28 protein-coding genes are annotated in these 26754 nt (G+C 69.1%); 11 read left to right on the forward strand and 17 right to left on the reverse strand.

What is annotated here, in order from left to right; all coding sequences use genetic code 11:
• Positions 1 to 175 precede the first annotated feature (175 nt).
• Positions 176 to 661, reverse strand: coding sequence for a PRC-barrel domain-containing protein (locus BM228_RS12260; RefSeq protein ID WP_092040498.1), 486 nt, complete (start codon positions 659 to 661; stop codon positions 176 to 178).
• A gap of 177 nt (positions 662 to 838) precedes the next feature.
• Positions 839 to 1705, reverse strand: coding sequence for an outer membrane protein (locus BM228_RS12265; RefSeq protein ID WP_092040500.1), 867 nt, complete (start codon positions 1703 to 1705; stop codon positions 839 to 841).
• A gap of 417 nt (positions 1706 to 2122) precedes the next feature.
• On the opposite strand from BM228_RS12265, the gene BM228_RS12270 reads away from it, so the two are divergent.
• The 3 genes from BM228_RS12270 (at position 2123) to BM228_RS12280 (ending at position 5402) form a co-directional block, all read left to right on the forward strand.
• Positions 2123 to 2473: a hypothetical protein gene (locus BM228_RS12270; RefSeq protein WP_092040503.1), complete on the forward strand. Its 351-nt coding sequence runs from the start codon at positions 2123 to 2125 to the stop codon at positions 2471 to 2473.
• Between the two features lie 185 nt (positions 2474 to 2658).
• Complete coding sequence (locus tag BM228_RS12275; RefSeq protein ID WP_092040506.1) at positions 2659 to 4236, forward strand: DEAD/DEAH box helicase; 1578 nt, start codon at positions 2659 to 2661, stop codon at positions 4234 to 4236.
• A 104-nt stretch (positions 4237 to 4340) separates the two neighbouring features.
• Positions 4341 to 5402 (forward strand): GGDEF domain-containing protein, encoded by a 1062-nt coding sequence (locus BM228_RS12280; protein ID WP_092040668.1) that lies wholly within the window; start codon positions 4341 to 4343, stop codon positions 5400 to 5402.
• Positions 5403 to 5411: 9 nt separating this feature from the next.
• Here BM228_RS12280 and BM228_RS12285 read toward each other — a convergent pair whose 3' ends face one another.
• Positions 5412 to 5789: a HesB/IscA family protein gene (locus BM228_RS12285; protein ID WP_092040508.1), complete on the reverse strand. Its 378-nt coding sequence runs from the start codon at positions 5787 to 5789 to the stop codon at positions 5412 to 5414.
• A gap of 122 nt (positions 5790 to 5911) precedes the next feature.
• On the reverse strand, positions 5912 to 6907 hold the full coding sequence (locus BM228_RS12290) for a threo-3-hydroxy-L-aspartate ammonia-lyase (RefSeq protein ID WP_092040511.1): 996 nt from the start codon (positions 6905 to 6907) through the stop codon (positions 5912 to 5914).
• Positions 6908 to 7169: 262 nt separating this feature from the next.
• On the opposite strand from BM228_RS12290, the gene BM228_RS12295 reads away from it, so the two are divergent.
• Both BM228_RS12295 and BM228_RS12300 read left to right on the forward strand, forming a co-directional pair.
• The gene (locus BM228_RS12295; RefSeq protein ID WP_092040513.1) at positions 7170 to 7394 is read left to right on the forward strand and encodes a hypothetical protein; all 225 of its coding nucleotides are present in this window, start codon (positions 7170 to 7172) and stop codon (positions 7392 to 7394) included.
• A 317-nt stretch (positions 7395 to 7711) separates the two neighbouring features.
• Positions 7712 to 7897, forward strand: coding sequence for a hypothetical protein (locus tag BM228_RS12300; protein WP_244537118.1), 186 nt, complete (start codon positions 7712 to 7714; stop codon positions 7895 to 7897).
• 330 nt (positions 7898 to 8227) lie between these two features.
• On the opposite strand, the gene lpdA is transcribed toward BM228_RS12300, so the two are convergent.
• From lpdA to BM228_RS12345, 8 genes are all read right to left on the reverse strand, one after another.
• Positions 8228 to 9667 carry a dihydrolipoyl dehydrogenase gene (gene lpdA / locus BM228_RS12310; protein WP_092040516.1) on the reverse strand — a complete coding sequence of 480 codons (1440 nt, stop codon included), beginning with the start codon at positions 9665 to 9667 and terminating at the stop codon, positions 8228 to 8230.
• 9 nt (positions 9668 to 9676) lie between these two features.
• On the reverse strand, positions 9677 to 10162 hold the full coding sequence (locus tag BM228_RS36095; RefSeq protein WP_092040519.1) for an endonuclease domain-containing protein: 486 nt from the start codon (positions 10160 to 10162) through the stop codon (positions 9677 to 9679).
• Between the two features lie 275 nt (positions 10163 to 10437).
• Entirely contained in the window at positions 10438 to 11850 is a 1413-nt protein-coding gene (locus tag BM228_RS12320; RefSeq protein ID WP_092040521.1) for a pyruvate dehydrogenase complex dihydrolipoamide acetyltransferase, read from the reverse strand.
• A gap of 4 nt (positions 11851 to 11854) precedes the next feature.
• Positions 11855 to 12448, reverse strand: a complete 594-nt coding sequence (locus tag BM228_RS12325) for a Uma2 family endonuclease (protein ID WP_092040524.1) — start codon at positions 12446 to 12448, stop codon at positions 11855 to 11857.
• An 18-nt stretch (positions 12449 to 12466) separates the two neighbouring features.
• Positions 12467 to 12754 carry a DUF5076 domain-containing protein gene (locus tag BM228_RS12330; protein ID WP_058191992.1) on the reverse strand — a complete coding sequence of 96 codons (288 nt, stop codon included), beginning with the start codon at positions 12752 to 12754 and terminating at the stop codon, positions 12467 to 12469.
• Between the two features lie 70 nt (positions 12755 to 12824).
• Positions 12825 to 14270 carry a pyruvate dehydrogenase complex E1 component subunit beta gene (locus BM228_RS12335; protein WP_092040527.1) on the reverse strand — a complete coding sequence of 482 codons (1446 nt, stop codon included), beginning with the start codon at positions 14268 to 14270 and terminating at the stop codon, positions 12825 to 12827.
• Positions 14271 to 14325: 55 nt separating this feature from the next.
• Positions 14326 to 15414: a pyruvate dehydrogenase (acetyl-transferring) E1 component subunit alpha gene (gene pdhA / locus BM228_RS12340; RefSeq protein ID WP_092040529.1), complete on the reverse strand. Its 1089-nt coding sequence runs from the start codon at positions 15412 to 15414 to the stop codon at positions 14326 to 14328.
• A 185-nt stretch (positions 15415 to 15599) separates the two neighbouring features.
• Positions 15600 to 15911, reverse strand: a complete 312-nt coding sequence (locus BM228_RS12345) for an FtsB family cell division protein (protein WP_092040531.1) — start codon at positions 15909 to 15911, stop codon at positions 15600 to 15602.
• Between the two features lie 105 nt (positions 15912 to 16016).
• Here BM228_RS12345 and BM228_RS12350 point away from each other — a divergent pair, with 105 nt between their 5' ends.
• A complete protein-coding gene (locus BM228_RS12350; RefSeq protein WP_092040533.1) occupies positions 16017 to 17198 on the forward strand; it encodes an adenylate/guanylate cyclase domain-containing protein in 1182 nt (393 codons plus the stop codon).
• A 128-nt stretch (positions 17199 to 17326) separates the two neighbouring features.
• Here the strand turns inward: BM228_RS12350 and eno are convergent, their stop codons facing one another.
• Positions 17327 to 18616: a phosphopyruvate hydratase gene (gene eno, locus BM228_RS12355; RefSeq protein WP_092040536.1), complete on the reverse strand. Its 1290-nt coding sequence runs from the start codon at positions 18614 to 18616 to the stop codon at positions 17327 to 17329.
• Between the two features lie 293 nt (positions 18617 to 18909).
• On the opposite strand from eno, the gene queF reads away from it, so the two are divergent.
• Positions 18910 to 19362 carry a preQ(1) synthase gene (queF, locus tag BM228_RS12360; RefSeq protein WP_092040538.1) on the forward strand — a complete coding sequence of 151 codons (453 nt, stop codon included), beginning with the start codon at positions 18910 to 18912 and terminating at the stop codon, positions 19360 to 19362.
• A gap of 63 nt (positions 19363 to 19425) precedes the next feature.
• On the opposite strand, the gene BM228_RS12365 is transcribed toward queF, so the two are convergent.
• Positions 19426 to 19758, reverse strand: coding sequence for a hypothetical protein (locus tag BM228_RS12365; protein WP_092040541.1), 333 nt, complete (start codon positions 19756 to 19758; stop codon positions 19426 to 19428).
• A 367-nt stretch (positions 19759 to 20125) separates the two neighbouring features.
• Here BM228_RS12365 and BM228_RS12370 point away from each other — a divergent pair, with 367 nt between their 5' ends.
• Positions 20126 to 20794 carry a class I SAM-dependent methyltransferase gene (locus tag BM228_RS12370; RefSeq protein ID WP_092040543.1) on the forward strand — a complete coding sequence of 223 codons (669 nt, stop codon included), beginning with the start codon at positions 20126 to 20128 and terminating at the stop codon, positions 20792 to 20794.
• Positions 20795 to 20801: 7 nt separating this feature from the next.
• On the opposite strand, the gene kdsA is transcribed toward BM228_RS12370, so the two are convergent.
• Complete coding sequence (gene kdsA, locus BM228_RS12375; RefSeq protein WP_092040546.1) at positions 20802 to 21656, reverse strand: 3-deoxy-8-phosphooctulonate synthase; 855 nt, start codon at positions 21654 to 21656, stop codon at positions 20802 to 20804.
• 10 nt (positions 21657 to 21666) lie between these two features.
• Complete coding sequence (locus BM228_RS12380) at positions 21667 to 22152, reverse strand: hypothetical protein (protein WP_092040548.1); 486 nt, start codon at positions 22150 to 22152, stop codon at positions 21667 to 21669.
• Positions 22153 to 22323: 171 nt separating this feature from the next.
• Between BM228_RS12380 and BM228_RS12385 the strand changes: the two genes are divergently transcribed.
• Entirely contained in the window at positions 22324 to 23346 is a 1023-nt protein-coding gene (locus BM228_RS12385) for an alpha/beta fold hydrolase (protein WP_092040551.1), read from the forward strand.
• Positions 23347 to 23612: 266 nt separating this feature from the next.
• Here the strand turns inward: BM228_RS12385 and BM228_RS12390 are convergent, their stop codons facing one another.
• Positions 23613 to 24788: an amidinotransferase gene (locus tag BM228_RS12390; protein WP_092040553.1), complete on the reverse strand. Its 1176-nt coding sequence runs from the start codon at positions 24786 to 24788 to the stop codon at positions 23613 to 23615.
• 210 nt (positions 24789 to 24998) lie between these two features.
• On the opposite strand from BM228_RS12390, the gene BM228_RS12395 reads away from it, so the two are divergent.
• Both BM228_RS12395 and BM228_RS12400 read left to right on the forward strand, forming a co-directional pair.
• The gene (locus tag BM228_RS12395; RefSeq protein WP_092040556.1) at positions 24999 to 26111 is read left to right on the forward strand and encodes a flippase-like domain-containing protein; all 1113 of its coding nucleotides are present in this window, start codon (positions 24999 to 25001) and stop codon (positions 26109 to 26111) included.
• Positions 26102 to 26716: an MlaC/ttg2D family ABC transporter substrate-binding protein gene (locus BM228_RS12400; RefSeq protein ID WP_092040559.1), complete on the forward strand. Its 615-nt coding sequence runs from the start codon at positions 26102 to 26104 to the stop codon at positions 26714 to 26716. Before BM228_RS12395 ends, BM228_RS12400 begins: the two co-directional genes overlap by 10 nt.
• Positions 26717 to 26754 lie beyond the last annotated feature (38 nt).

Below are 26754 nucleotides of genomic sequence, written 5' to 3' on the forward strand. Positions count from 1 at the left end.
GACTGCGTCCCGTCATTGCGGGCGCAGCGAAGCAACCCAGGGCAGCGTAACCTGAAAAAATGTGGCGCCGCACTGGGTTGCTTCGCTGCGCTCGCAATGACGACGAGGGAATCGCAGACGGACGTTGGAGCGGCGCGCCTGGAGCGCAACCGCATCCAGTCTGGTGCCGGTCAGGCTAATCCGCCGCCATCGCCTTGGCCGGATCGAAGGGCTGGGCGGCCGCGACCGTGTCTGTGCTCATGTTGAGCACGGCGGAGAACCGGTCCCCGCCCGGCCGCAGCACCAGGGCGCCGGGCTCCACGGCGATGCGCTTGCTGCCGAGGAGGCCGCCGACATCCAGCACCACCGCTTTCACGGAGCCGCCCTCGGCGATCAGCAGGTCGTCGACCGTGCCGACCTTGTCGCCGGCGGCGTTGCGCACCGCGACGCCGATCATCGTCGAGGCCAGGAAGGCGACGGGCTTGAGGTCTTGCCGTTTGGCCGCAGCCGCGGCGCTTGTCGCCGCCATCAACCGGCCGCCGTCGCTGCCCCCGGTCGTCGTGCCCGGCCCGGTGCCGGGCAGCACCGTCTTGTTGCCGACCACACTGGCATCCTGAGCTCCGGCCGGGGACTCGGCCAGGGCGATGAGGGCCAGCGGCAGAAGAAGCAGTGCGGTTCGCATCGGGATTCGCTCCGGAGCATCCGAGCAATCCGGGCGCCACCATTCCCAATCGCCTGTGGCGACGGCCGTTCCTGTCGTCCCTGTCGCACCGGGTATCCCGAAACGACGAAGGGCCCGACCTTGCGGTCGAGCCCCCGTTGACGACGGCGCCGGTCGAACCGGCGCCGAGGTGCGATCTTAGTACGAGCCGAACTTGTAGTTCAGGCCGGCGCGGACGACGGCGAACTCGGTGTTGGCAGCGGCGCCGTTGAGGTAGGCGGTGCCGTTCGGGGCAAGGATGTTGCTGTAGTACACGCCGCCGGCGGTGTTCTTCTGGCGGTCGAGGTTCACGTACAGACCTTCGACCTTCAGCGTCACGGCCGAGGACTTGAAGAAGTTCAGGAACGAGTCGGTGGGCAGGGCGTACTCGAGACCGCCGCCGACGGCGTAGCCGGAGCGGAAGCTGTCGCGGAAGCGGTTGCCAGCGAAGTTCTGGTCGTCCTGGCCCGAGCCGTAGGCGTAACCGCCGGTGGCGTACACGAGGGTCCGGTCGAAGGCGTAGCCGAGACGGCCGCGCACGGTGCCGAAGTAGTCGAGGCCGTTGCCGCTGGTGGCGACGTAGGCGCGCGAGCCCGAGAACGCAGTACCGGGAGCGCCGGTGAAGGCGTAATTCTGGGTGGCGTTGGCGCGACGGGCGAAGTCGACGTACTGGGCGTCAGCCTCGATACCGACCACGATGCCGGAGCCCGGCGTGAACTGGTAGTTGTAGCCGATCTGCGCGCCGCCGGTGAAGCCGTCGTTGTTGTTGCGGTTGTTGACGCTGACCACGGCGTTCGTGTTGGCCGAGTTGACCAGCGAGCCGGTCGGCAGGGCGTAGTTGGTGGTGTTGCGGCTGCTGGCGTCGAAGCCGTAGCCCGCGTTCACGCCGACGTAGAAACCGGTCCAGGTGAACACCGGCACCGGCGTGAACACCGGCGGCGGCGCAGCGCGACGCGGCAGATCGGCCGCGGAAGCGGCGACGGTCATGCCGGCGAGAACGGTCGATGCAAGAAGAACTTTTTTCATGGTGCCATAGGTCCTGGGGTTGGCTTGAGCCGGCTGCCTTCTAGGCGCTCTCGGTCGGCGGGTCTGTCGCTTTCCTGCAACAAGCTCGACCAGACTAGCCCGATCTCGTCAACGAAAGGTGAAGGTTACACGCACACATTCCCATCATCGGCATGCAGTAGGGTATCAGAAGCTGCATCGGCGCTCTGACAAAACCTGAACACTAGTCAGTAAGCGTCATGGCGACGCGGTAGAATCTAGCTGAGTCGGGACGGGCATTGTTGCGGATCTGCCCAGCGGCGTGCAGCGGCGGCGTTTTATTTCGATACGTTCCGCGGGTCGGTGGCCGGTCTTGCGTAAGGCGGCGATTAACCCTGTTCCGTTAAGAGGTCCGCCATCGCCCGCTGCCGGATCCGCGGTTGCCTGAGAGGAAAGCCCATGCTCGGTCCCGCCGAACGGACGACGAGACCGTTCGGGACGCGCCGGCCCGGCGTCGAGGCGGAGACGGGTGCGCCGTCGAAGCCCGGCGCCAGCGCGCCGGCCCGGCCCGCGGGTTCCCTGGCCTGGGCGTTGCGCATCTCGGCCTTCGTCGGCCTGCTCGCGATCTTCGCGACGCATCAGCTCGCCCGGCTGAGCCAGGCCGATCCGGCCCCGGCCCAGCTCGCCCTGGGCGGCCGGGCGCTCCCGATCGATCCGGAGACGACCGGCTCGGTCACGCCGGCCGGCTCTGCGCGGGCGACCCGCCTCGATCCCTGCCTGCTACCGGCCCTGGACCGTCAGCACCCCTGATCGCCTGTGCGTGAGACTCGGGTTTGCGCATTGCGTGATTGACAAGCCGCGCCAAGCCCCTAACTGACTGCCCCATGCGCCCCGCGGCCACGGGAGCGTCATTGCGCCCTACGAGAGCCATCCCGAGCCGTTGCCGCGACGGTGTCCATCGCGCCGGCCGGGCGCGCAACGGTTCCTGAACGCAGATGCCTTTTTCCGACCTGGGACTGAGCGAGAAAGTCCTGAACGCCGTCGAGACGGCGGGTTACACCGAGCCGACGCCGATCCAGGCCCAGGCCATCCCCCACGTGCTCGCTCGCCGGGACGTCCTCGGCATCGCCCAGACCGGCACCGGCAAGACCGCGGCGTTCACGCTGCCGATGCTGACGCTGCTCGAGAACGGCCGCGCCCGCGCCCGGATGCCGCGCACGCTGATCCTGGAGCCGACCCGCGAACTGGCGGCCCAGGTGGTCGAGAACTTCGATCGCTACGGCACCAACCACAAGCTCAACGTGGCTTTGATCATCGGCGGCGTGTCCTTCGCCGACCAGGATGCCAAGCTCACCCGCGGCACGGACGTGCTGATCGCCACGCCGGGCCGGCTCCTCGACCATTTCGAGCGCGGCAAGCTGCTGCTCACCGGGGTCGAGCTGCTGGTCATCGACGAGGCCGACCGCATGCTCGACATGGGGTTCATCCCCGATATCGAGCGCATCGTGAAGATGGTGCCGTTCACCCGGCAGACCCTGTTCTTCTCGGCCACCATGCCGCCGGAGATCGAGCGGCTGGCCGACATGTTCCTGCACAACCCGCAGCGGATCGAGGTGGCCCGGCCGGCTTCCACCGCCTCGACCATCACGCAGCGGCTGGTCGCGGTCGGCTCCGAAGGCCATGCCAAGCGCGAGCGCCTGCGCAGCCTGATCCGCGGCGAGGCCGAGCTCAACAACGGCATCATCTTCTGCAACCGCAAGCGCGACGTCGCGCTGCTGCAGAAGTCGCTGGTCAGCCACGGCTTCGACGCCGCGGCGCTGCACGGCGACATGGACCAGCGCGCCCGCACCACGGCGCTCGACGCCTTCCGCAACGGCGAGACCGCCCTCTTGGTCGCCAGCGACGTGGCGGCCCGCGGCCTCGACATCCCGGCGGTCAGCCACGTCTTCAACTTCGACATCCCGCACCATCCGGAAGACTACGTCCACCGGATCGGCCGCACCGGCCGGGCGGGCCGCAGCGGCAAAGCCTACACCCTGGTCGCCCCCGGGGACGACCGCTCCCTCGGCGCCATCGAGGCGCTGATCGGACAGCCGATCCCCTGGCTCGACGGCGACCTGTCCACGGTCTCCGGCGACGCCTCCGCCGATACCGGCACGCGCCATCGTGGGCGGTCCGGCGAAGGCCGCGGCGGCCGGCGCTCGGGCAAGTCGGAGGGACGGTCTTCCGAGGGTCGCTCCTCCGAGAAGCGCGCCTCCGAGGGCCGCTCGTCGGAGAAGGTGGCCGAAGGTAAGTCCGAGGCCAGGACTTCTGAAGCTCGGTCCTCCGAGGCTCGGGCCGAGGGCCGGTCCAGCAGTCGCGGTGCCGGTGAGGCCGGTGGCCGTCGGTCCCGCGGCGGTTCCTCCGCCGGGCCGCGAGCCGAGAGCCGTCCGGCTCCCCGCCCCGAGCCCGTCGAGCGGGTGCGCGAGGAGCGCGGGCGCCGTGTCGAGGCCGACGGCGATACGCCGATCGGTCTCGGGTCACATGTTCCGGCCTTCTTGCTTCGACCAGTCTTGGCAAAGAAAGATAAGTAACGCCCGGTGATCCGAGCTTAACGTTCCTGCTACCAACCCGCCCTAGATTGGGATTCGGGCCGTGATATCGCATTTCACCGGCGGCCCCGGACGGCGGGATGCGGATGAGCCAGGAGACCTATTCGGATCGCGACCGCAGCTTCGCACTGGCCAAGCGCGCGCATGATCTGATCCGCGATTACGGCCCCTCGGCGACGCCGCGCGCCTACGCGGTCTGGTACGCCTACGTCTCGGGCGAGCTGCCCCTGCTCGGCGACGCGGTCAAGCGCCTGACCACGCAGAGCGGCAGCCTCACGGACGCCGATATCGACGACCTCCACGAGACCTATCTCGACGGCCGGCAGCTCACGAGCGCCGCCGGCGACATCAGCCGCGGGATGCTCGACGAGATCGCGGCGGTGACCGAGATTTTGGATCTGTCCCTCGGCTCGACGGCGCAATACGGCGAGGCCCTGCGCGGCCTCGCTCAGGACCTGATGCAGGAGGGCATGCCGACCCGGGCGCGGCTCGGCGAGATCGTCTCGACCCTGGTCTCCACCACCCGCGAGGTCGCGGTGAACAACCGGGTCCTGGAAGCGCGGATGCGCGAGACCCGCTGCGAGATCGAGACCCTGCGCGAGAAGCTCGAAGCGAGCCGGCTGGAGAGCCTCACCGACGCGCTCACCGGCCTGTCGAACCGCAAGCATTTCGAGGAGACGCTGAAGGCCACCGTGGAGGCCGCCCGCACCAGCGCCACGCCGATGAGCCTGATCGTCCTCGACATCGACTTCTTCAAGCGCTTCAACGACCTCTACGGCCATCTCACGGGCGATCAGGTGCTGCGGCTGGTGGCGATCGTCATGCGCGAGAATGCCGGCAAGCAGGCGCTGCTCGCCCGGTTCGGCGGCGAGGAATTCGGGATCGTGCTGCCGGGCGCCGACCGGGCCCTGGCCCGGCAGGTGGCCGAGACGGTCCGGGCCAGCGTGATGGGCCGGGAGCTGGTGAAGCGCTCCACCGGCGAATCGCTCGGCAAGGTCACGGTCTCGCTCGGCATCGCGGTGCTGCATGCCAGCGACAGCCCGGCCTCGCTGCTGGAGCGGGCCGACCTGTGCATGTTCGCGGCCAAGCGCGCCGGCCGGAACCGCGTCGTGGACGACGCGGCCGAGTCGCTCTCGCAGGTCGCCTGAGAGCGGTTTTTAGACCCGCGCGGGGATCCGGTCCTCGGAGACCGGCGTGATCGCCACCGATTCGCCGCAGCCGCAGGCCGAGGTCTGGTTCGGGTTGTTGAACACGAACTGCGCGGCGAGCTTGTTGGTGGTGAAGTCCATCTCGGTGCCGAGCAGGAACAGCACCGCCTTCGGATCGACGAACACCCGGACGCCGCGATCCTCGACCACGTCCTCGCCGGGCTTGGCCGCCTCGGCATATTCCATCGTGTAGGACATGCCGGCGCAGCCGCCGTTGCGGACGCCGACCCGCAAGCCGGCGATCGGCCGGTCGGCATCCGCCATGATCGCCTTGATCCGCTCGGCCGCGCGATCGGTCAGCGAAAGAACCTTGAACCCAGAAGACATCGTCACCCTCCCGCCCATCCGGGTTCAAGGCCCGGGAGCGCGCATTCTGACAGGGACAAGATAAGCATTGGTCCCCGCCCGGTCCACCATGGCCGGGCCACAGGGCCGCGGCATTCGGCGCGTCAGCTCGTTGGCCCGACGAGATGCGCGAAGGTGGCGAGGTCGACGTTGCCGCCGCTGATCACGACGCCGACGCGCTTGTCCTTGATATCGACCAGCCCGTGCAGCACCGCCGCCGCCGCGAGGCAGCCGGTGGGCTCGACCAGAAGCTTCATCCGCTCGGCGAAGAACCGCATGGTCGCAACGAGCTGCGCGTCCGAGACGGTGAGGATGTCGGCGACCTCCCGGCGGATGATCGCGAAGGTGAGATCGCCCAGCGCCGTCGATTGCGCCCCGTCCGCGATGGTCCGTGGGACCGGGATGGTCACGATCGCGCCGGAGCGGAACGAACGCTGCCCGTCATTGCCGGCCTCCGGCTCGACGCCGATCACCCGGCAGCCGGGCGAGAGCGCGGCGGCCGCGAGCGCGCAGCCGGCGAGCTGGCCGCCGCCGCCGAGGCAGGCCACCAGCACGTCGAGCGGCCCGGCCTCCTCGATCAGCTCCTGGGCCAGGGTCCCCTGCCCCGCGATCACGTCCGGGTGGTTGAAGGGCGGGATCACGGTCATGCCCCGGGGCTCGGCGAGCTCCCGGCCCAGCGCCTCGCGATCCTGGCTGTAGCGGTCGTACAGCACCACCTCGGCGCCGTAGCCCCGCGTCGCGGCGATCTTGGCCGCGGGCGCGTCGGACGGCATGACGATGGTCGCTGGGATGCCGAGCAATTGGCTCGCCAGGGCGATCGCCTGGGCGTGGTTGCCCGAGGAGAACGACAGCACCCCGCGGGCGCGCACCGCCTCCGGCAGGGCGCTGATCGCGTTGTAGGCCCCGCGGAACTTGAAGGCCCCGCCCCGCTGCAGGTTCTCGGCCTTGAAGAACAGCTTTGCGCCGGTCTGCGCATCGGCTGTGCGCGAGGTCAGCACCGGCGTGCGATGCGCGATTCCGGCGATGCGCTCCGCGGCCCGGGCGACATCCGCGTAGCTCGGCAGGCCGCGCGCGGTTTCCGTCTCAGCTTGCTCCGCCATCGTATCCCCGACCGCTCCCGCCCTGTGCGAAGCCGACTTCATAGGGAGGATTTGGCTCCGGCGCATCCCGTCGGCTCCCAGGCTAGCGCACAGGCCAAGGTTGTTGCCAAGCTTCCTGCCAAGTTACAGGTCAAGCGGAGCCATTCGTTGGCCCAGAGCTTGTATCCCTGGACGAGTTCGGGAGGTGCGTCGCGATGCAGGGCGAATCGAAGGTCGGGACCGTGGCCCCAGCCCAGATGAAGCACGGCCTCGCGGGCGCCCGATGAGCGACAGGACGCGCGATCGACGGGCCGGCGACGAGGCCACGGAGGTCACGTTCCGGGGGGGCGGGCTCGCTTTGCGGTCCGGAGGCCGGCTGATCCTGCTCGTCTGCCCGCTCTGTTCGCAGCGCAATGCCAGCCGGGGCGCCGAGCGGGGCATCTGCGAATGGTGCGCCTACGTGCCCTCCCAGGACCAGGCGGAGCCGGTGGAGCGCGGGTCCGGCTGAGACGCCGCCGCGCCGGTCCGGGCTCCCGCCCGGGCGGTCGCTTGATGGTTTTCGGAAACCGGTTTCCACTGGCGCGTATCGGGCGCCCCGAATCGCCGACGCGATCTGATCCTCGCGTGCGATCAGCCCGCCTCGGTCCGGGATGGGCCTGCTCACCCAGCGGGGCGGCCACCGCGATCGCGTGACGCGCCGAACCTTACAACCTTGTTCGCTGCGTACTATTCACGGTTGCATAATGTGGTTAAAATTTCAATTATGATACGGGGGGCTACCGACCGGGAGGACTCATGCAACCGTCGGAATGCTGCATCTTTCGCATGATCATCGCGTCCGTGATCGGAAGCGCCATCACGCTCGTTCTCGTCCGGGGCTTCGACCCCTGGGCCCTGGTGCTGATCCCCATCGGCGGTAGCGTGGCGACCCTGTTCGTGATCGCCCTGTTCCAGGCCGTGAGCCTCGCCCTGACCGCCCGGTCGCGCCAGAACACCGAGTCTGCGACCTAGCGGCGGGTTGAGCGGGCCTTTTCGGCCGCGACCGCATCCTGAGCGGCCAGTCCCACCCTCACCCTCATCCTGAGGTGCCGCAGCGAAGCGGAGGCCTCGAAGGAGCTCTCCAGCCGGCCGTGCGATCCCTGGAAGGCTCCTTCGAGGCCCAGCGATCGTCGATCGCCGGGCACCTCAGGATGAGGGGAGAGGTTGGGATTTTCGGAGGGCTCGCAGCAGCAATCGTCCTTGAGAGGGGAGTTCAGCGCTCCCGCAGCACGATGTGTCCCTGAGCTGCTTCACGCGTGCCCACAGCGCGGGTCGGACGAGCCGTCCCGCGCCATAGCGGCCTCAGGTGTGGATCACCTTGCCATACGCGTCGAGCACGCTCTCGTGCATCATCTCGCTGAGCGTCGGGTGCGGGAACACCGTGTGCATCAGCTCCTCCTCGGTGCTCTCCAGGTTCATCGCCACCACGTAGCCCTGGATCAGCTCGGTCACCTCGGCGCCGATCATGTGGGCGCCGAGCAGCTGCCCGGTCTTGGCGTCGAACACCGTCTTGATCAGCCCGTCCGGCTCGCCCAGCGCGATCGCCTTGCCGTTGCCCGCGAACGGGAAGCGGCCAACCTTCACGGCAAAACCCAGCTCCTTGGCCTTGGCCTCGGTGAGCCCGACGCTGGCGATCTGCGGCTGGCAATAGGTGCAGCCCGGGATCTTGGCCTTGTCCATCGGGTGGGTGTGCAGGCCCTTGATGGTCTCGACGCAGATGACGCCCTCGTGCTCGGCCTTGTGGGCGAGCATCGGCGGGCCGGCGACGTCGCCGATGGCGTAGAGGCCGGGGACGTTGGTCCGGCCGAGCCCGTCGGTGACGACGATGCCGCGGTCGATCTTCACCCCGAGCTTTTCGAGGCCGATATTCTCGATGTTGCCGACGACGCCCACCGCCGAGATCAGTTTTTCGGCCGTGATGGTTTGTGACTTGCCGTCGCCGCCCTCGATCGTGGCGGTGACGGAGTTCGCGCCCTTCTCGACCTTCGTCACCTTGGCGCCGGTGAGGATCTTGATGCCCTGCTTCTCGAAGCGCTTGCGGGCGAGGCCGGCGATCTCGGCATCCTCCACCGGCAGGATCTGCGGCAGCAGCTCCACCACGGTCACCTCGGCGCCCATGGTCTTGTAGAACGAGGCGAACTCGATCCCGATGGCGCCGGAGCCCATCACCAGCAGGCTCTTGGGCATCGCCTCGGGCACCATGGCCTCGTAATAGGTCCAGATCTGCTTCTTGTCGGGCTCGATCCCGGGGATCGCCCGGGGCCGGGCGCCGGTGGCCACGATGATGTGCTTGGCCTGGTAGGTCCCGGCGCCCTTGGCGCCCTTGGGCGGCTCGGCGCGCTTGGACTCCTTCACGGTGACCTGGCCGGGCTGGTTGCCCTTGGCGACGCTGTCGACCGCGGCCTCGCCCCAGATCACGTCGACCTTGTTCTTCTTCAGCAGCATGCCGACGCCGCCGTTGAGCCGGCCCGAGACGCCCCGCGAGCGCTTCACGATGGCCGCGGTGTCGAACCCGACCTTCTCCGCGGTGAGGCCGTAATCGCCGGCATGCTGGAAATAATGATAGATCTCGGCCGAGCGCAGCAGCGCCTTGGTGGGGATGCAGCCCCAGTTCAGGCAGATGCCGCCCAGGTGCTCCCGATCGACCACCGCGGTCTTGTAGCCGAGCTGCGCCGCCCGGATCGCCGTGACGTAGCCGCCGGGCCCGGCGCCGATGATGAGGATGTCGTAGGTGTCGGACATGGGGGCCTCCTACTCCCCTCCCCCTTGTGGGGAGGGGTTGGGGGTGGGGGTGGTGCAGCCAGGCTGATTGGCCGGGAGAAGGGACCGCGCGTATGCGGCGTGGATCGTGTCGAGGACGGACTCCATCGCACACATCACATCGGCATTGCTGAAGCGGAGGATGCGAAAACCTTGCGCCTCAAGGAAGCAGGTTCGCTTGAGGTCATAGGTGGCCTGCCGATCCAAGCCATGCTGATTGCCATCGACTTCCACGATGAGATGAGCGGCGAGACAGCAGAAATCGGCCACATAGGGTCCAAGCGCGACCTGCCTGCGAAAGTGAGAGCCATCCATCGGCAAGCGATGGCGCAGATGCCACCAGAGACGCCGCTCAGCATCCGTAAGAGCGCGTCGGAGGGCTTTCGCGTTCGTTGCGGCGTTGGGCGACGCAGATTGCGGAGGATGCTGGTTCCAGGCCATGCCGCCGATGGCCTTCTCACGTGAAGGTCGGGCCATCCTCGCCCGATCGAATTGAGGCGTATAGGTCGGTGCGAATGCTGCCGAGCGGTCTCAGACTGCCTCCCACCCAAGCCTCCTTCATCGTGACGATTCAGAGAAACTGACACGGCGCTCCCAAGCACCAGGGGCCGTAGAGGGACGAGCATCTTTCGCTCTTTGGTCAGGAGTAGCTGGGCGGTCGTGGTTCAGGAGGAACCGTCGAGCCTCATCCTGGACCACCCCCACCTCCGGCTCCTCCCCACAAGGGGGAGGAGAGGCCCCTGCGGTATCCCTCACACCAGCATGCCCATCGGGTTCTCGATCAGCCCCTTGAAGGCCGCGATCAGTTCTGCGCCGAGCGCGCCGTCGAGGACGCGGTGGTCGCAGGACAGGGTGGCGGTCATCACCTGGACCACCGCCGGGGCGCCGTCCTTGACGACGACGCGCTTCTCGCCGGCACCCACCGCCAGGATGCTCGATTGCGGCGGGTTGATCACCGCGGTGAAGTGCTTGATCCCGAACATGCCGAGGTTCGACACCGAGGTGACACCGCCCTGGTACTCTTCCGGCTTCAGCTTCTTGGCCCGCGCCCGGGCCGCAAAATCCTTCATCTCGTTGGAGATGGTCGAGAGCGTCTTCTCCTCCGCCCGGCGGATCACCGGGGTGAACAGCCCGCCGTCGATCGCCACAGCGACGCCGACCTCCGCCTGCTTGAAGCGCAGCACCCGGTCCTCGGCCCACACCGCGTTGGCGGCGGGCACGCGGGTGAGCGCCAGGCCCATCGCCTTGATGACGAAGTCGTTCACCGAGAGCTTGAAGGCCGGCTTGCCGTCCTTGTCCTTGCCGGCGGAGCCGTTGAGCGTCTCGCGCAGCTTCATCAGCGCGTCGAGCTCGCAATCCACCGTGAGGTAGAAGTGCGGGGCCACCTGCATCGCCTCGGTGAGGCGCTTGGCGATGGTCTTGCGCATCCCGTCGAGGGGCACCTCCTCGTAGGAGCCCTTGGCGTAGAAGCCCCGGACCTGATCGACCGTGAGGCCGGCCGGCGCCCCACCCGCGGGGGCCGCCTTCGGGGCTGGAGCAGCCGCCTTGGGCGCCTCGGCGGCGGCTTGCGGGGCCGGCGCCTTGGTGCCGCCCGAGGCTTTGGCGGCCTGGACGTCCCGGGCGATGATCCGCCCGTGGGGCCCGCTTCCCTCCACGGCGGCGAGGTCGACGCCCTCCTGCTTGGCGATCCGGCGCGCCAGCGGCGAGGCGAAGACCCGACCGCCTGCCCCCTGGGGCTGCGGGCTGCCGCCGGGCTGGGCGCCCTCCGGCGCCTCGTTCACCCGCTCGTAGGACATGTGCCCGCCGCCGGGCGTGGTGTTCTGGTCGGCCGGCGCCGGCGCAGCGGCGGATTGCGGCTCGGACTTGGGTTCCAGCGCAGCCTTGCCGTTGCCGCCCGCGGCCTGGACGCTCGATGGATCCTCACCCTCCGCGGCGATCACCGCGATCAGGTCGTTGACCGGCACGTCGGCGGTGCCTTCGGGCACGACGATCTTGGCGAGCACGCCCTCGTCGATGGCCTCGACCTCCATGGTCGCCTTGTCGGTCTCGATCTCGGCGAGCACGTCGCCGGATTTCACGGCGTCGCCCTCCTTCTTCAGCCACTTGGCGAGGTTGCCCTTCTCCATGGTCGGCGAGAGGGCGGGCATGAGCACGTTGATCGGCATGGCATCAGGTCTCGGGCAAGGCCGGGGCGGCCGGATCGTCGAAGGAAAACAGGTCGTCCAAGGGGAACGGGACGGCGTCGAAGGGCGGCAGCGCCACGGTCTCGCCGCGCTGGACGGTGTCCAGCAGCAGCCAGCGCCCGTCCGTGAGGGCAAAACCCTCCAGCTCACCCACGGCCGAGTCGAGCAGCCAGAGAAAGTCGACTCCGGCCTCCCCATAGATGCGGCGCTTGCGGCCACGATCGAGGCGGATCGTGGAGGGCGAGAGGATCTCGCACACCCAGTCCGGCGGCGTTTTGATGAAGGCAGCAGTGGGTTCGGTCGGCATCCGCCTGCGACGCCAGCCGGCGAGATCGGGCACCACCATCTGAGGGCCGAAGTGAAGCTCCGGCTTGCTCATGTAGATCCAGGCATCCGGATCGTCGCGTCGGCGCGGCGTGCGCGAACCCAGGGTCGCCGCCAGCGAGAAAGCGGCCGCTCCCTGCAAGGGTGGCAGGGGCCTGTGCGTCTCCAGCACCCCGTCGATGATCTCCGCCACCAGATGGTCCGGGACCGCTTCGAGATCCGCGTAGGTCGCCTGCCGGACAGCCGCCTCAGCCATGGTCGGATGCCGCCATCGCTAGTTGAAGCCGCCGGGGTCGAGCCCCTCGGCCTCCCAGCCGGCGCGGATGCGCTCGAACGCCTCCTCCTCCGACATGTCGGTCTCCAGCGCGTAGGCGCGGGCCGCCTGCCGGCCGAGGTCGATCAGCAGCCGGCCCCAGGTCGCGGGATCGTCGAAGGAGCGGCGCAGGGCCACGCTGACGGCCCCGTCCACCACGGCCGCGCGCAGCACCTCGATGCCGCCCTGCGCGCGGGCGTCCGGCGGGATCGCGAGTTCGACGAAGTCCTGTGTGGGATCCTGGCTCATGGTGCGCCGGCTGGTCTCCGAACCCGGACGGGGCGGGAGGACGGCGCTGCGGTGCCGCCCGCGAGTCCCGTCACTTGTAGCAGACGCTCTTGGCCGCCTCGACGACCTCGGCCACGTTCGGCAGGGCGAGCTTTTCGAGGTTGGCCGCGTAGGGCATCGGCACGTCCTTGCCGGTGATGCGCAGGACCGGGGCGTCGAGATAGTCGAACGCGTCGACCATCAGACGGGCGACGATCTCGGCGCCGACGCCCGATTGCGGGAAGCCTTCCTCCACGGTGATGCAGCGGCCGGTCTTCTTGACCGAGCGCACCACGGTCTCGGTGTCCATCGGCCGGATCGTGCGCAGGTCGATCACCTCGGCCTCGATGCCCTCCTCGGCGAGCGCCTGGGCGGCCTTGAGCGCGTAGGTCATGCCAATCGCGAAGGACACGATGGTCACGTCCTTGCCGGTACGGTGGACCCGCGCCTTGCCGATCGGCAGCACGAAGTCGTCGAGCTGCGGCACCGGGAAGGACTGGCCGTAGAGGATCTCGTTCTCGAGGAAGATGATCGGGTTCGGGTCGCGGATCGCGGCCTTGAGCAGGCCCTTGGCGTCCGAGGCGGTGTAGGGGGCGATCACCTTGAGGCCGGGTACGTTGGAGTACCAGGCGGCGTAATCGTGGCTGTGCTGGGCGCCGACCCGGGCGGCGGCGCCGTTGGGGCCGCGGAACACGATCGGGCAGCCGAGCTGGCCGCCGGACATGTACAGGGTCTTAGCGGCCGAGTTGATGATCTGGTCGATCGCCTGCATGGCGAAGTTGAAGGTCATGAACTCGACGATCGGCTTCAGGCCGGAGAGCGCCGCGCCGACGCCGATGCCGGCGAAGCCGTGCTCGGTGATCGGGGTGTCGACCACCCGCTTGGCGCCGAATTCCTGCAGCAAACCTTGCGTGATCTTGTAGGCGCCCTGGTACTCGGCGACCTCCTCGCCCATGACGAAGACGTCGCCGTCCCGGCGCATCTCCTCGGCCATGGCGTCGCGCAGAGCCTCACGCACCGTGGTGGTGACCATCGGGGTGTTGGCCGGGAATTCTTCCATCACCGGCTCGTCGGCCTTGTTGGTGATGACAGCCGGGGCCGCGGGCGCCTTCTGCGCATCCTCGCCGGACTTCGATGCCGGGGCCGGCTTGTCGGCCATGCCCTCGGCCTGCATGTCGGGGGTCGGAGCCGGGTGGCCGCCGGCACCGTTGGGCTTCGGCTTGCCGCCACTGGCGGCGGCCGCTGCCACATCCTCGCCTTCACCGGCGATGATGGCGATCGGCGTGTTGACCGCGACGCCCTCGGTGCCCTCCTCGATCAGGATCTTGGCGAGCACGCCCTCGTCGATGGCCTCGACCTCCATGGTCGCCTTGTCGGTCTCGATCTCGGCGAGCACGTCGCCGGACTTGATCGGATCGCCCTCTTTCTTCAGCCACTTGGCGAGCTTGCCCTCCTCCATGGTGGGCGAGAGGGCGGGCATCAGGATGTCGGTCGCCATGCTCAGCTCTGCGGTCGTCTTTATCGGTCGGGGCGGCCAGGGTTTCGGGGGCGCGCTAGGCGTGCGCGTCCAGCAGGATGTCGGTCCAGAGCTCGGCGGGATCCGGCTCGGGATCGTTGGTGGCGAACTCGGCCGCCGCGTTCACGGTCTCGCGGACCTTGGCGTCGGTGGCCTTGATCTCCGCCTCCGGCACCCCGTGCAGCTCGAGCAGGCGCTTGCGCACCATCTCGATCGGGTCGTGCTCGTCGCGCATCTTCGAGACCTCGTCCTTGGTCCGGTACTTGGCCGGATCGGACATGGAGTGGCCGCGATAGCGGTAGGTCTGCATCTCGAGGATGTAGGGGCCCTGGCCCGTGCGGGCGTGCTCGACCGCCCGGGTCGCCGCCTCGCGCACCGTGCGGACATCCATGCCGTCGACCTGCTCGCCCGGGATGCCGAAGGAGAGGCCGCGCTTGGAGAAGTCGGTCTGCGCCGAGGCCCGGGCCACGGAGGTGCCCATGGCGTAGCGGTTGTTCTCGATGACGTAGACCACGGGCAGCTTCCAGAGCGCCGCCATGTTGAAGCTCTCGTAGACCTGGCCCTGGTTGGCTGCGCCGTCGCCCATATAGGTGAGGCTGACCTTGCCGTTCTCCCGGTAATGGTCCGCGAAGGCGAGGCCGGTGCCCAGCGAGACCTGGGCGCCGACGATGCCGTGGCCGCCGAAGAACTGCTTCTCGCGGGAAAACATGTGCATGGAGCCGCCCTTGCCGCGGCTGTAGCCGCCCCGGCGGCCGGTCAGTTCGGCCATGACGCCCTTCGGGTCCATGCCGCAGGCCAGCATGTGGCCGTGGTCCCGGTAGCCGGTGATGACCTGGTCGCCCTCGACCGAGGCCATCTGCATGCCGATCACCACGGCTTCCTGGCCGATATAGAGGTGGCAGAAGCCGCCGATGAGGCCCATGCCGTAGAGCTGGCCGGCCTTCTCCTCGAAACGCCGGATCAGCAGCATCTCGTGATAGGCGTGGAGATCTTCCTCGCGGGTGAATTGCGGCATGTTCGGCGCGGGCTTGTGCGCCTCGACAGCCTGGGAGCTTCCTGCCTCCGGGCTCGCGACCTGCGGTTGCGAGGACGAAGCGTCCTTCGCAGGCTCCTTGGCGGCGTCCATCGGCGCTCTCCCCGTGATTCCACGCGACTGGAACGGGGTGTAGGACAGCACCGTTTGGAAAGCGAGGGCGGACGCTCTGACAGGTCGCCGCTCTTGTCAGAGGGGATCTCAAGCATCGTCCCCGAAAGGTGGCCGCCGGCTTTCGGGACGAGACGAGGGTAATCTTAAGTCGCGACGCCGTAACGTCAGGGCGTGATGACGACCACGTCGTTGGCGTGGACGCGTCCAAGCACGATCCGGGCGCGCTCCTCCAGGAGGTCGCGGTCGATCTGGTCGCTCTTCAGCAGCGCGACCCGGTGCTCCCAGGTGGCGCGCTCCGCCCGCACGGCGGCGAGTTCCTGGGTGAGGCCGTAGGCGCGGATCTTGAGCGCTTTCTTGGCTTCCAGGCCGCGGTTGCCGCTCTCGGCCTGCCACACGAAGAAGCCGACGACGAGCGCCGACAGGGTCCAGAGACCCAGGGGCAACACGACCATTCTGACGCGGCGACGGACGACCATGGCGAGACCCTCGCGCGGAAAGGTTAACGGAGCTTTTCGAGGCTGCCGGATCGCGCCCGTCGGGTATGATCCCGGGCGGCGAGATCACGGAGTGAACCCGCGCAGATGGATATGACCGACCTGACGCGCTGGATCGCCGAGCACGCCACCGCGACCGACGACCACGACACGATGCTCGCCCGGGTGTGCGAGGCCCTGTGCGAGGCCGGCGTCCCGCTCTGGCGGGTCAGCGTCATGTCGCCAGCGATCGATCCGATGGTGCGCGGCGTCAGCCTGAACTGGCATCTCGGCCAGGGACTGACCTTCGTTCCCAACCCCCACGGCGCCGAGCAGGAGGCCGATTGGCTCCGCAGCCCGATCTTCGCGATGCTGGAGCGGCAGGAGACTTTTGGGCGCTGGCGCCTCGACGGTCTCGGCTCAGACACCGACTACCCGATCCTGCACGCCCTGCGCGCCGAGGGCGGGACCGAATACGCGGTCCATATCATCGGCTTCGCCCCCGGCACGGCGCTCCGCGGCGTCGCGATCTCGTTCTGCACCCGGGCGCGTTCGGGCTTCTCGGAGGCCGACCTGGCGGCGGTGACGCAAGTCCTGCCTGTGCTCGGGCTGGCGGTGGCCAAACTCGGCCTGGGCCACACCCTGCGCGAGGTCACGGCGACCTATCTCGGGCGCTCCACCGCCGAGCGGATCCTCGACGGACAGATCCAGCGCGGCCAGGGGCGGGCCGTCCCGGCCGCGATCCTGCTGACGGACCTGCGCGGCTTCACGGCCCTGTCCGACCGGGCCGATCCCTACGACATGGTCACCTGGCTCAACGAGCATTTCGACGCCCTGGGCGATCCGGTGGCCCGACACGGCGGGGAGATTCTGAAATTCCTCGGGGACGGCTTCCTGGCGATCTTCCCGGTTCCGGATGCCGGCATCCTCCCCTGCCCGGTCTGCAGCAGCGCCCTTGAGGCTGCCGCGGACGGGCTCGCGGCCAATGCCGCGCTCAATCAGAGACGCCGCGAGGCAGGACTTCCGGAGCTGACGGCCGATTGCGTCGTGCATTTCGGCACGGTGGTCTACGGCAATGTCGGCACCAAGCGCCGCCTCGACTTCACGGTGATCGGGCGGGCGGTGAACGAGGCGAGCCGGATCGAGAGCCAGTGCGAGGCGCTGGGCCACGCGCTGCTCATCTCGGATTCGTTCGCGGAGCGGTGCAGCCGGACGCTGGACCCAGTGGGCATCATCGAGCTGCGGGGCTTGGCACGGCCGCAGAAGGTCTGGACGCTGCCGGCGGGGTGACCCACCGTCATTGCGAGCGATCCTCAGGGAGATCGTTCACCCGTCGCTTTCGGGATCGTCCGGGCCCGAAAGACGAGCTGTTTGTGTCGTCCCTCACCGCACGGTGGCGAGGGACGACGCGGGCGCGGTCAGCCCCGAGCCAGATGCTTGATCGCCGAGGGGCCGGCGTAGAGCGCCTGCGGGCCGAGGCCCTCCTCGATGCGGATCAGCTGGTTGTACTTCGCCAGTCTGTCGGAGCGGGCGAGCGAGCCGGTCTTGATCTGCCCGCAATTGGTGGCGACCGCGAGATCCGCGATGGTCGAGTCCTCGGTCTCGCCGGAGCGGTGCGACATCACCGCGGTGTAGCCGGCGCGCTGGGCCATATCGACCGCCGCCAGGGTCTCGGTGAGCGAGCCAATCTGGTTGACCTTGATCAGGATCGAGTTGGCGGTGTGCTCGGCGATGCCGCGGGATAGGCGCTCGACATTGGTGACGAACAGGTCGTCGCCCACGAGCTGGCAATGCGCACCGATCTTGTCGGTCAGGAGCTTCCAGCCGGCCCAGTCGTCCTCGGACATGCCGTCCTCGATCGACAGGATCGGGTAGTTGGCCACGAGCTGGGCGAGGTAATCGACCTGGGCTTCGATGGTGCGGGTCGTGCCCTCGCCCTCGTAGGCGTAGGCGCCGTCCTTGAAGAACTCGGTGGCGGCGCAATCGAGGGCAAGCGCGATCTCCTGCCCCGGCTTGAAGCCGGCGGCGCTGATCGCGTCCATCACGAAGTCGAGGGCGGCCTCGGCGGAGGGCAGGTTCGGGGCGAAGCCGCCCTCGTCGCCGACATTGGTGTTGTGGCCGGCCTTCTTCAGCTTGCCCTTGAGGGTGTGGAACACCTCGGAGCCCATGCGCACGGCGTCGGCGAGCGAGTCCGCGCCCACCGGCATGATCATGAATTCCTGGAAGTCGATCGGGTTGTCGGCATGCGCCCCGCCGTTGATGATGTTCATCATCGGCACCGGCAGGACCCGGCCCTGCACGCCGCCGACATAGCGGTAGAGCGGCAGGCCCGAGGCCTCGGCCGCCGCCTTGGCGACCGCCAGCGACACGCCCAGGATCGCATTCGCCCCGAGGCGCGCCTTATTGGGGGTGCCGTCGAGCTCGATCATCGCCTCGTCGACGGCGACCTGATCCTCGGCCTCCATGCCGCCGATCGCGTCGAGGATCTCGGTCTGCGCGGCCTCGACCGCCTTCAGCACGCCCTTGCCGAGGAAGCGGCTCTGGTCGCCGTCGCGCAGCTCGACCGCCTCGTGGGCGCCCGTGGAGGCGCCCGACGGAACCGCGGCGCGGCCGAAGGAGCCGTCCTCCAGCAGGACATCGACCTCGACCGTGGGATTGCCGCGGCTGTCGAGGATCTCGCGGGCGCTGATATTGGTGATCGCGGTCATGGAACGTCCTCTCGCGGGGCCGCTTGTCGGCGGCGGCAGCCCCGATCCGGGGTGTCGCGCATCGCGGCGGCTTATCCGTCAAGCCGCGTTCGGCGGCAAGCACCGGCGTAGGTCGTGCCTGTGCACGTGTCGTGACAACCCTGACGTGCCGGCACTCGGAGTCAGGGGATCCCAAAGGGCTCCGCCCTTTGGCGGGGTGTGGGGCGGAGCCCCATGAACCAGGGCTCCGCCCTGGACCCGCAAAAGAGCGCAGCCCTTTTGAATCCCGGACTATACGGATCTATAGGGGCGCCATGACCGCATCTGAGACGCTCCAACTCGGCCAGGCCACGCCGCTACCGGCCTCGCCCACCGAGGCCCGCCTCGACCGGGTGCCGAACCCGCATGCCGACACCGACTACGTGGCGCGCTTCACCGCGCCCGAATTCACCTCGATCTGCCCGGTCACCGGCCAGCCGGATTTCGCGATCCTGGTGATCGATTACGTGCCCGGCGACTGGCTCGTGGAGTCGAAGTCGCTGAAGCTCTACCTCGGCGCCTTCCGCAACCACGGGGCGTTCCACGAGGATTGCACGGTGGCGATCGGCAAGCGGCTGCGCGACCTGCTCGAGCCACGTTACCTGCGCATCGGCGGCTACTGGTATCCGCGCGGCGGCATCCCGATCGACGTGTTCTGGCAGACCGGCGAGCCGCCCAAGACCATCTGGCTGCCCGAGACCGGGGTCGCGCCCTATCGCGGGCGTTGAGCCCATACGAAAAGGGCGACCGGCTCGCGCCGGTCGCCCTCTGATCCGTTCGGATCGCCGCCCTTAGTAGGGCGAGCCGTAATAGCCGTAGGCCGGGGCGCCGTAGCCGTAAGCCGGGGCGCTGTAGGCCGGGGCGTAGCCGTACCCGCCGTAGCCACCGTTGTAGTAGTTGTTGGCCGCGCCGGCGGCGACTGCACCAGCCGCGAGGCCGGCGATGCCGAGGCCGATGGCCGCACCGGTGCCGATGCCGCGACGGCCACCGCGGTAGCCGTAGCCGCCGTAGCCATGGCCGTAACCGCCGTGGAAGCCGTACGGACGGGCCTCAGCGCCGGTCGTGGCAGCGACGCTGCCGAGAGCCAGAGCGGCGGCGGTGGCGATGATACCAATCTTGCGCATAATGTTCCTTCTCGATCCGCGATCGAACATGCCCATTAACGTGGCCGCATGGCGGACGGTTCCAAGTTTTCGCGGGCGATTTCTGGCGATGGTGATGGCCTGAACAACGGTTCATCTCTGCACCCCGGGACGGCATCGCTGTCCCGCGCCTGCGTCTTCAGAAATGTCCGTCGCTGATCTTGCGAATATTTTCCGCATGCGGGCCCCGAGAGGTGTGGCTCCCAGCGGCTCTCGCCTCGGGCCGACGCACCTTGAGGTGTGTTGCCGGCTCCAGCGGGGATGACGCCGGTCCGCGCATCCCGTTCCAACCGGGACTGTGCTTAGGTGCGCGGGCGTCATGATGGGCGCCGATCCGGAGAGCCCTGCGATGGATGCCCTGACGCTAATCCGTGAGGCCTTCGCGCCGCTCCCGGGCAAGCGCCTCCTCGATATCGGCTGCGGCCCCGGGACTCTGGCGAAGCGGCTCACCGAGGACGGCGCGGCGGTCACGGGAATCGATCCGGGCGCGGCGGCGCTGGAGACGGCCCGGGCCGCCGTGCCAGGCGCGCGGTTCGAGGCGGCCTCGGCCGAGGCGCTGCCGTTTCCCGCAGCGACTTTCGACGGGGCCGTGATGCTCAACGCCCTGCACCACGTGCCCGACCCGGCCTCAGCGCTTGCCGAGGCCGCGCGGGTCCTGGCGCCGGGCGGCCTGCTGGTGGTGGTGGAGCCCCTGGCGGAGGGCAGCTTCTTCGACGCCCTGAGGCCGATCGAGGACGAGACCGCGGTTCGGGCCGCCGCGCAGGCAGCCATCGCGGCTGCGCTAGACGGCGGCGCCTTCCTGTGCCGGCAGGTTGTGACGGTGGCCCGGCGCGAGACGTTCGCCGCGCTCGATGATTTCCTGGCGCGGGTCAGCGCGGTCGATCCGGCCCGCGCGGCGACGATCGAAGCGCGGCGGCCGGTGGTGGAGGCGGCGTTCCGCGACGCGGCCGAGCGCGAGGCCGACGGGCGCTACGCCCTGGTCCAGCCCCTGCGCATCCACGTGCTCCAGCCGGCCTGACGCCGGCTCAGGCGTGGCGCTTCTTGGCGAGGCGGTCGAAGGCAATGAGCTCTTCGAGCAGCGCCGGCATGTCGCGTAGCGCGACCATGTTGGGGCCGTCCGAGGGCGCCCGGTCCGGATCGGGATGGGTCTCGATGAACACGCCGGCGACGCCCACTGCCACGGCGGCCCGGGCCAGCACGGCGACGAATTCCCGCTGCCCGCCGGAGCTGGCGCCCTGCCCGCCCGGCTGTTGCACGGAATGGGTGGCGTCGAACACCACCGGCGCCCCGTGGGTCACCTGCGCCATGATCGGCAGGCTGCGCATGTCCGAGACCAGGGTGTTGTAGCCGAACGAGGCGCCGCGCTCAGTGACGATGACGTTCGGATTGCCGGCCTCCGTCACCTTGGCGGCGACGTGCTTCATGTCCCAGGGCGCCAGGAACTGGCCCTTCTTGATGTTGACCGCCCGGCCGGTGGCGGCGGCGGCCAGGAGCAGGTCGGTCTGGCGGCACAGGAAGGCCGGGATCTGGAGCACGTCCACGGCCTCGGCGGCCGGCGCGCATTGCTCTGCGGCGTGCACATCGGTGAGCACCGGCAGGCCCAAGGTCTCGCGGATCTCGGCGAAGACCGGCAGAGCGCCTTCGAGGCCGAGGCCCCGGGCCGCGCTACCGGAGGTGCGGTTGGCCTTGTCGAACGAGGTCTTGAAGACGAGGCCGATCCCGAGGCCCGCCGCCATCTCCTTGAGCGCGGCGGCGATCTCCAGGGCGTGGTTGCGCCCTTCGAGTTGGCACGGGCCGGCGATCAGCGTGAGCGGCAGGTGGTTGGCGAAGCGTGCTTCGCGGACCTGGACGACGGGGCCGGGTGTTTCGCGTGTCGACATGGGCTGCGCTCTACCCCGCGCGGCGGATTCGCGAAACCCCGGCCCGGGGCGCGACCCGGCAGACGGTGAGGTCGTCCCGGAGCCCATCCGCCCGGGGGCCGGTCTCGCACAGCATCAGCGCCCGGGCGGTGCCGCCCCGCTGCGGCGCGTCGGCGAGCAGGCTGTCCTGGTGGAGGTTGAGCGCCAGCACCTCGGCGGCGGGGACATCCGCCCCGGTAAGCGCTTGGGCGGCGAGCCCCACCAGGGCGAAGTAGGCGCGCGGCGGCTCCCGGTCGCGGGAGGCGATCGTGATCCGGGCCGGCGCCCGGCAATCGAGGCTCATCCGCTCGGCATCCTGAGCCCGGAACACCGCGAACGGGCCTTCTCGGCCGGCGAGCGAGGCGCCGGTGATCCGGATCACCTTGGCGGCAAGGGCGTCGCACGCATCCGCGGCCCGGGCCGGCATCGCGGCGAGGACCAGGGCGCCGGTGAGGACGGCCAGGGTGGAGAGGCGCATTGGGGTTCAGCTCCTGCGCACCGCATCGGGGACCGGCGATACGCCCCAGAGATAGCGCGGGCCGGCGCAGCCGCGAAGATGCGCGCCATCGCCGATTGGACAGGACGGCCCCGATGCCCGATCTGAGCGGCCAGCGCGGCCCCCCACGCCGCTGAGGCAGCCAGGCCATCCATGCTCCGATCCACGCGCCGATCCACTTTTGCATCCGCCGTCCTGCTGGCCCTGACGCTCTCCGGCGCCGGCGCCGAGCCGCTGATGGATCCGGCCTACGGGCCCGAACTCGACGAATTCGCGTACCCGTTCCCGGTGGAGCGCTACGCCTTCACGTCGCAGCGCCAGCCCTTGCAGATGGCCTATCTCGACGTCCGGCCGGAAAAACCGAACGGGCGCACCGCCGTGCTGCTCCACGGCAAGAACTTCTGCGCGGCGACCTGGGAGAGCCAGATCCGGGCCCTGACCGGGGCCGGCTACCGGGTGATCGCCCCGGACCAGATCGGCTTCTGCAAGTCGAGCAAGCCGGCGGCCTACCAGTTCACGTTCCGGCAGCTCGCCGAGAACACCCGCGCCCTGCTCGACACGCTCGGGATCGCGCGGCCGATCCTGGTGGGCCATTCCACCGGCGGCATGCTGGCCGCGCATTACGCCCTGCTCTACCCGAAGGAGGTGGCGCAGCTGGTTCTGGTGAACCCGATCGGGCTTGAGGATTGGAGCGCCAAGGGCGTGCCCCCGACCTCGGTGGAGCAATGGTACCAGCGCGAGTTGAAGGTCACGGCGGCGTCGATCCGCGCCTACGAGACCGCGACCTACTATGCCGGCCAGTGGGAGCCCCGCTACGAGCCTTGGGTGACGATGCTGGCTGGGCTCAACGCCGGCCCCGGCAAGGAGGCGGTCGCCTGGGACTCGGCGCTCCTCTACGACATGATCCTGACCCAGCCGGTGGTCTACCGGCTGCCGCAGATCGCGGTGCCGACCCTGCTGATGATCGGCCAGAAGGACAACACGGCGATCGGCAAGGACCTCGCCCCGCCGGAGGTGCGGGCGTCGCTCGGCAATTACCCGGAACTGGGCAAGGCGGCGGCCAAAGCGATCCCGGGGGCCAAGCTCGTGGAATTTCCGGCACTGGGCCACGCGCCGCAAATGTCCGACCCCGAGGGGTTCAACAGGGCGCTGATCGCGGGGATTGCGGCGCCTTGACCGGCATCATCACGGATAAATATCGTAGTCTCTTCCGCGACTAAGAATCTGCGTAGGTGTGGGAACGCCCGCTCTGTCATCCCGGGGCCGCGAAGCGGAGCCCGGGATCCATAAACGCCGACTGACCAAGACCTTGCGCCGTCGGCGGATCTGGATTGCCGCCCTTGGCGGCCCCTTCGGGTCCGGGCTCGCCTGCGGCGCCCCGGAATGACAGGGTGGGTTATCCTGCGGACGGCGTTGGAAGCCGTCACACAGGTGCTAAAGCCCTAAAAATACGACTTCAGCACGCCGCGGCGGCGGACGTCGAGGGTGGCGCAGTGGAACGAGCCGCCGAACGGGCCGTAGCTGAGGAACGGCGCCGGGATCGGATCGAAGCCCCAATCCTTGAGGGCCTTGGTCAGGGTCGGCTGGCTCTGGTCGACGACGATCTTCTTCTCGGTGATCGCCAGGACGTTGATCGAGGTCCAGGGCGAGCACATCGAGATCTTGCTCATGAAGCCCTCGACCGGGTCGGGGCGCGGGGCGATCAGAACGTCCCACTTCTTGAGCACGGCGGGGAGCTTCTCGACGTCGATGTAGTCCGGGTTCACCAGCACCTTGCCGGGAGCCAGCGGCATGAACGACGAGTCGATGTGCATCGGCTGCGGGCAGCGGCTCTCGATCTCGTGGATGCGGAAGCCGGGGCCGAGATGGCGGCGTAGCCACTCGATGCCCATCAGGTTGGTGACGTTGGAGCGGGTCACGAACAGGTCGCGGCCGCAGCGGACGAAGTCGGCGGCGTCGAAGACCGGCTCGAACTCGTTGACCGTGAACTGCATGGGCTCGCCGGCCTTCAGGTTCGGCACCCGGTAATCGTAATTGTAGAGGTCGTCGGTCAGCTGCGGCCGCGGGGCCGAGGTCCAGCGGGCGCCGGCGCGGAAATACTCCTTGAACAGCGACCGGTACGCATCGCCCTCGAAGTAGCGCGAGCGCCAGCACATCGGGCTCTCGATGATCTCGTCGCCGATGACCAGATACGGGTCGCGCGGGCAGGCGACGCAGAAGCCCCGGGAGGTCCAGCGCGGCGCCTTGAATTTGCGGGAAAAGTCCACCGCGTCGGGGCGGCGGATCTTGACGCCCTCGCCGGCCAGGATCTTGATGAAGTTGTCGAGCTCCTGCTGCGCCAGCTTCTTCATGAACTTGGGGTATTTCCAGCCGCTGGCGAAGCGGTAGAACGGCTGGGCCGCCCGCGGCAGGTTGAAGATCACCGTCAGGTGATGGGTCGGGATGGTGGCGCCGTCGAGGGATCCGACGATCACCTCCTCCAGCGGATCCCACTCGTTCCAGGCCATGACCGGGGAGTGAGGCGCCGGGATGCCGGGCTCCATTCCGCCCCGGAGGCCGCCGGCATGCGTGTCGTCGCTCACGGCCTCGACGGCCGTGATCGGTGATTCGCGCTCCATGACGTGTGCCCCTTCTGCGACGTGCCGCGGTCTTCTGCGCGGGCTCCTCGGCCCGGCCACCGCTTTGGCTCCCGGTGTGTCAAACGGGTGATAGACACCGGTAATCCGTGCTGCAACGTGGCAGAAACGTTCTTGGTCGCCCGGACCTATTTCTGCCGCGACCGTGACCGATTTCCCGCATCAAGCCATTTGCGAGCTTGAAAGACCATTATGAAGCGCCTGACGACCTTGGCCTCGATCGCCGGTCTCTGCACGGTCGTCGGCCTGTTCATGTCTTCCGGGCTGGAGGACGTGTCGGCCGCCGTCATGAGCGCCGGCTGGGGTGCCGCCCTGGTGGTGCTGGCCCGCCTGGCGGCCGTCGCCTGGGCGGGGCTTGGCTGGCACGTCGTGTTCCCGGCGGGCGCGGCCGGGCTCGGCGACTGCGTGTCGCTGCGGTTCGTGCGTGAGGGAATCAATACGCTGCTGCCGGTGGCGACGGTTGGCGGCGACTTCGTCGGCGCGCGGCTGATGTCCAAGCGCGGCGTCCCGGGCGCCATGGCCGGCGCCAGCATGTTCGTGGACCTGATGACGCAGGCGCTGACGCAGCTCCTGTTCACGGTGATCGGCCTCGGCCTGCTGGTCCTGATCGCCGGCGACGGGCCGATCGCCCGGACGGTGGCGGGCGGCCTGGCCGTGGCGGTGCCGGCGCTGGGCGCCTTCTACCTGATCCAGCGGCGGGCCGGGCACCGGATCATCCAGGGCCTGATGACCCGCTTCGCCTCGGGCCGCGAATGGCGCGCCTTCGGGGCCATCGACCAGCTCTACGACAGCCTGCGCCGGATGTACGGCAATCACGGCCGCTTCGTCGCGGCCCTGGTGATCCACCTGGCGGGCTGGGTCATCGGAACCCTCGAAGTCTATATTGGCCTGCATTTCATGGGCTACCCGGTCGACTTCGCGCAGGCCCTGGTGATCGAGAGCCTGGCCCAGGCGGTCCGCGGCGCCGCCTTCGCGGTGCCGGGGGCGCTGGGCGCCCAGGAGGGCGGCCTGATCGCCCTGTGCGGCCTGTTCAATATTCCCGCCGAGGCGGCGCTGGCCCTGTCGCTGGTCAAGCGCTTCGCCGATCTCGGGGTCGGCGTGCCGGGCCTGCTGCTCTGGCACCGGATCGAGGCCAAGCTCGCCGCCGAGACCCCCGCCGAGGCCGAGCGCGAGCCGGAGGCCGCCTCCGGCCGCACCGCCAAGCTGGTGCCGCAGCCGGCGACCCTCGGCCCGTTCTACAGCTACGCCCCGCCCCGGATGGGGTCGCGGATCGGCGATGGCGAGGAGTTGAAGAAGTGCGCCTGACCCGTCGGCTCGCGGCCGTCGCCCTGCTGGCCGCCCCTCTCCTCGCTCCGGTCTCCGCCTGGGCCGCGGACGATCCCGCGGTGCAGACCGTGCGCGACCTCTACGCCGCCTTCACCGACGCCCTGAAGGACGGCCCGAGCCCCCTGCCCGCCCGGGTGGCCGCCGTGGGACCGGCCCTGGAGAAGGCGTTCGACTTCCCCGCCATGGCCCGCGTCGCGGTCGGCTCGAAATGGTCGAGCTTCACCCCGGAGCAGCAGGCGGCGGTCACCGACGCGTTCAAGCGCAGCCTGACCGTCACCTACGCCAATCGCCTGGCCCGGGCGGCCGGCGGCAAGTTCGACGTGACCCCGAAGGTCGAGGAGCGCGGCAGCCAGCGCGTGGTGCCGACCCGCGTCACCGCCGCCGACGGCGACGATTCCGCGGTCGATTTCGTGGTCAATGCCGACAACCGCATCCAGGACGTGCTGCTCAACGGCGATGTCAGCGAGATCGCCGCCCAGCGCAACGCCCTGTCGACGCCCCTGAAATCCGGCGGCGCCGACGCGGTGGTGAAATTCCTTCGCCAGCGTGCCGACAGCATGCTCGCCGCAAAACCGACACCGTGACTACAGACGCCGCGAAGACAGCAGCCGTGCCTGCCGCC

It is taken from the genome of Methylobacterium pseudosasicola, assembly GCF_900114535.1.
Classification (GTDB): domain Bacteria; phylum Pseudomonadota; class Alphaproteobacteria; order Rhizobiales; family Beijerinckiaceae; genus Methylobacterium; species Methylobacterium pseudosasicola.

What these genes read in the sequence shown, in the direction of transcription:
- BM228_RS12260 (WP_092040498.1), bottom strand. Translation starts at nt 661, where the DNA reads ATGCGAACCGCACTGCTTCTTCTGCCGCTGGCCCTCATCGCCCTGGCC.
- BM228_RS12265 (WP_092040500.1), bottom strand. Translation starts at nt 1,705, where the DNA reads ATGAAAAAAGTTCTTCTTGCATCGACCGTTCTCGCCGGCATGACCGTC.
- BM228_RS12270 (WP_092040503.1), top strand. Translation starts at nt 2,123, where the DNA reads ATGCTCGGTCCCGCCGAACGGACGACGAGACCGTTCGGGACGCGCCGG.
- BM228_RS12275 (WP_092040506.1), top strand. Translation starts at nt 2,659, where the DNA reads ATGCCTTTTTCCGACCTGGGACTGAGCGAGAAAGTCCTGAACGCCGTC.
- BM228_RS12280 (WP_092040668.1), top strand. Translation starts at nt 4,341, where the DNA reads ATGAGCCAGGAGACCTATTCGGATCGCGACCGCAGCTTCGCACTGGCC.
- BM228_RS12285 (WP_092040508.1), bottom strand. Translation starts at nt 5,789, where the DNA reads ATGTCTTCTGGGTTCAAGGTTCTTTCGCTGACCGATCGCGCGGCCGAG.
- BM228_RS12290 (WP_092040511.1), bottom strand. Translation starts at nt 6,907, where the DNA reads ATGGCGGAGCAAGCTGAGACGGAAACCGCGCGCGGCCTGCCGAGCTAC.
- BM228_RS12295 (WP_092040513.1), top strand. Translation starts at nt 7,170, where the DNA reads ATGAGCGACAGGACGCGCGATCGACGGGCCGGCGACGAGGCCACGGAG.
- BM228_RS12300 (WP_244537118.1), top strand. Translation starts at nt 7,712, where the DNA reads ATGATCATCGCGTCCGTGATCGGAAGCGCCATCACGCTCGTTCTCGTC.
- lpdA (WP_092040516.1), bottom strand. Translation starts at nt 9,667, where the DNA reads ATGTCCGACACCTACGACATCCTCATCATCGGCGCCGGGCCCGGCGGC.
- BM228_RS36095 (WP_092040519.1), bottom strand. Translation starts at nt 10,162, where the DNA reads ATGGCCCGACCTTCACGTGAGAAGGCCATCGGCGGCATGGCCTGGAAC.
- BM228_RS12320 (WP_092040521.1), bottom strand. Translation starts at nt 11,850, where the DNA reads ATGCCGATCAACGTGCTCATGCCCGCCCTCTCGCCGACCATGGAGAAG.
- BM228_RS12325 (WP_092040524.1), bottom strand. Translation starts at nt 12,448, where the DNA reads ATGGCTGAGGCGGCTGTCCGGCAGGCGACCTACGCGGATCTCGAAGCG.
- BM228_RS12330 (WP_058191992.1), bottom strand. Translation starts at nt 12,754, where the DNA reads ATGAGCCAGGATCCCACACAGGACTTCGTCGAACTCGCGATCCCGCCG.
- BM228_RS12335 (WP_092040527.1), bottom strand. Translation starts at nt 14,270, where the DNA reads ATGGCGACCGACATCCTGATGCCCGCCCTCTCGCCCACCATGGAGGAG.
- pdhA (WP_092040529.1), bottom strand. Translation starts at nt 15,414, where the DNA reads ATGGACGCCGCCAAGGAGCCTGCGAAGGACGCTTCGTCCTCGCAACCG.
- BM228_RS12345 (WP_092040531.1), bottom strand. Translation starts at nt 15,911, where the DNA reads ATGGTCGTCCGTCGCCGCGTCAGAATGGTCGTGTTGCCCCTGGGTCTC.
- BM228_RS12350 (WP_092040533.1), top strand. Translation starts at nt 16,017, where the DNA reads ATGGATATGACCGACCTGACGCGCTGGATCGCCGAGCACGCCACCGCG.
- eno (WP_092040536.1), bottom strand. Translation starts at nt 18,616, where the DNA reads ATGACCGCGATCACCAATATCAGCGCCCGCGAGATCCTCGACAGCCGC.
- queF (WP_092040538.1), top strand. Translation starts at nt 18,910, where the DNA reads ATGACCGCATCTGAGACGCTCCAACTCGGCCAGGCCACGCCGCTACCG.
- BM228_RS12365 (WP_092040541.1), bottom strand. Translation starts at nt 19,758, where the DNA reads ATGCGCAAGATTGGTATCATCGCCACCGCCGCCGCTCTGGCTCTCGGC.
- BM228_RS12370 (WP_092040543.1), top strand. Translation starts at nt 20,126, where the DNA reads ATGGATGCCCTGACGCTAATCCGTGAGGCCTTCGCGCCGCTCCCGGGC.
- kdsA (WP_092040546.1), bottom strand. Translation starts at nt 21,656, where the DNA reads ATGTCGACACGCGAAACACCCGGCCCCGTCGTCCAGGTCCGCGAAGCA.
- BM228_RS12380 (WP_092040548.1), bottom strand. Translation starts at nt 22,152, where the DNA reads ATGCGCCTCTCCACCCTGGCCGTCCTCACCGGCGCCCTGGTCCTCGCC.
- BM228_RS12385 (WP_092040551.1), top strand. Translation starts at nt 22,324, where the DNA reads ATGCTCCGATCCACGCGCCGATCCACTTTTGCATCCGCCGTCCTGCTG.
- BM228_RS12390 (WP_092040553.1), bottom strand. Translation starts at nt 24,788, where the DNA reads ATGGAGCGCGAATCACCGATCACGGCCGTCGAGGCCGTGAGCGACGAC.
- BM228_RS12395 (WP_092040556.1), top strand. Translation starts at nt 24,999, where the DNA reads ATGAAGCGCCTGACGACCTTGGCCTCGATCGCCGGTCTCTGCACGGTC.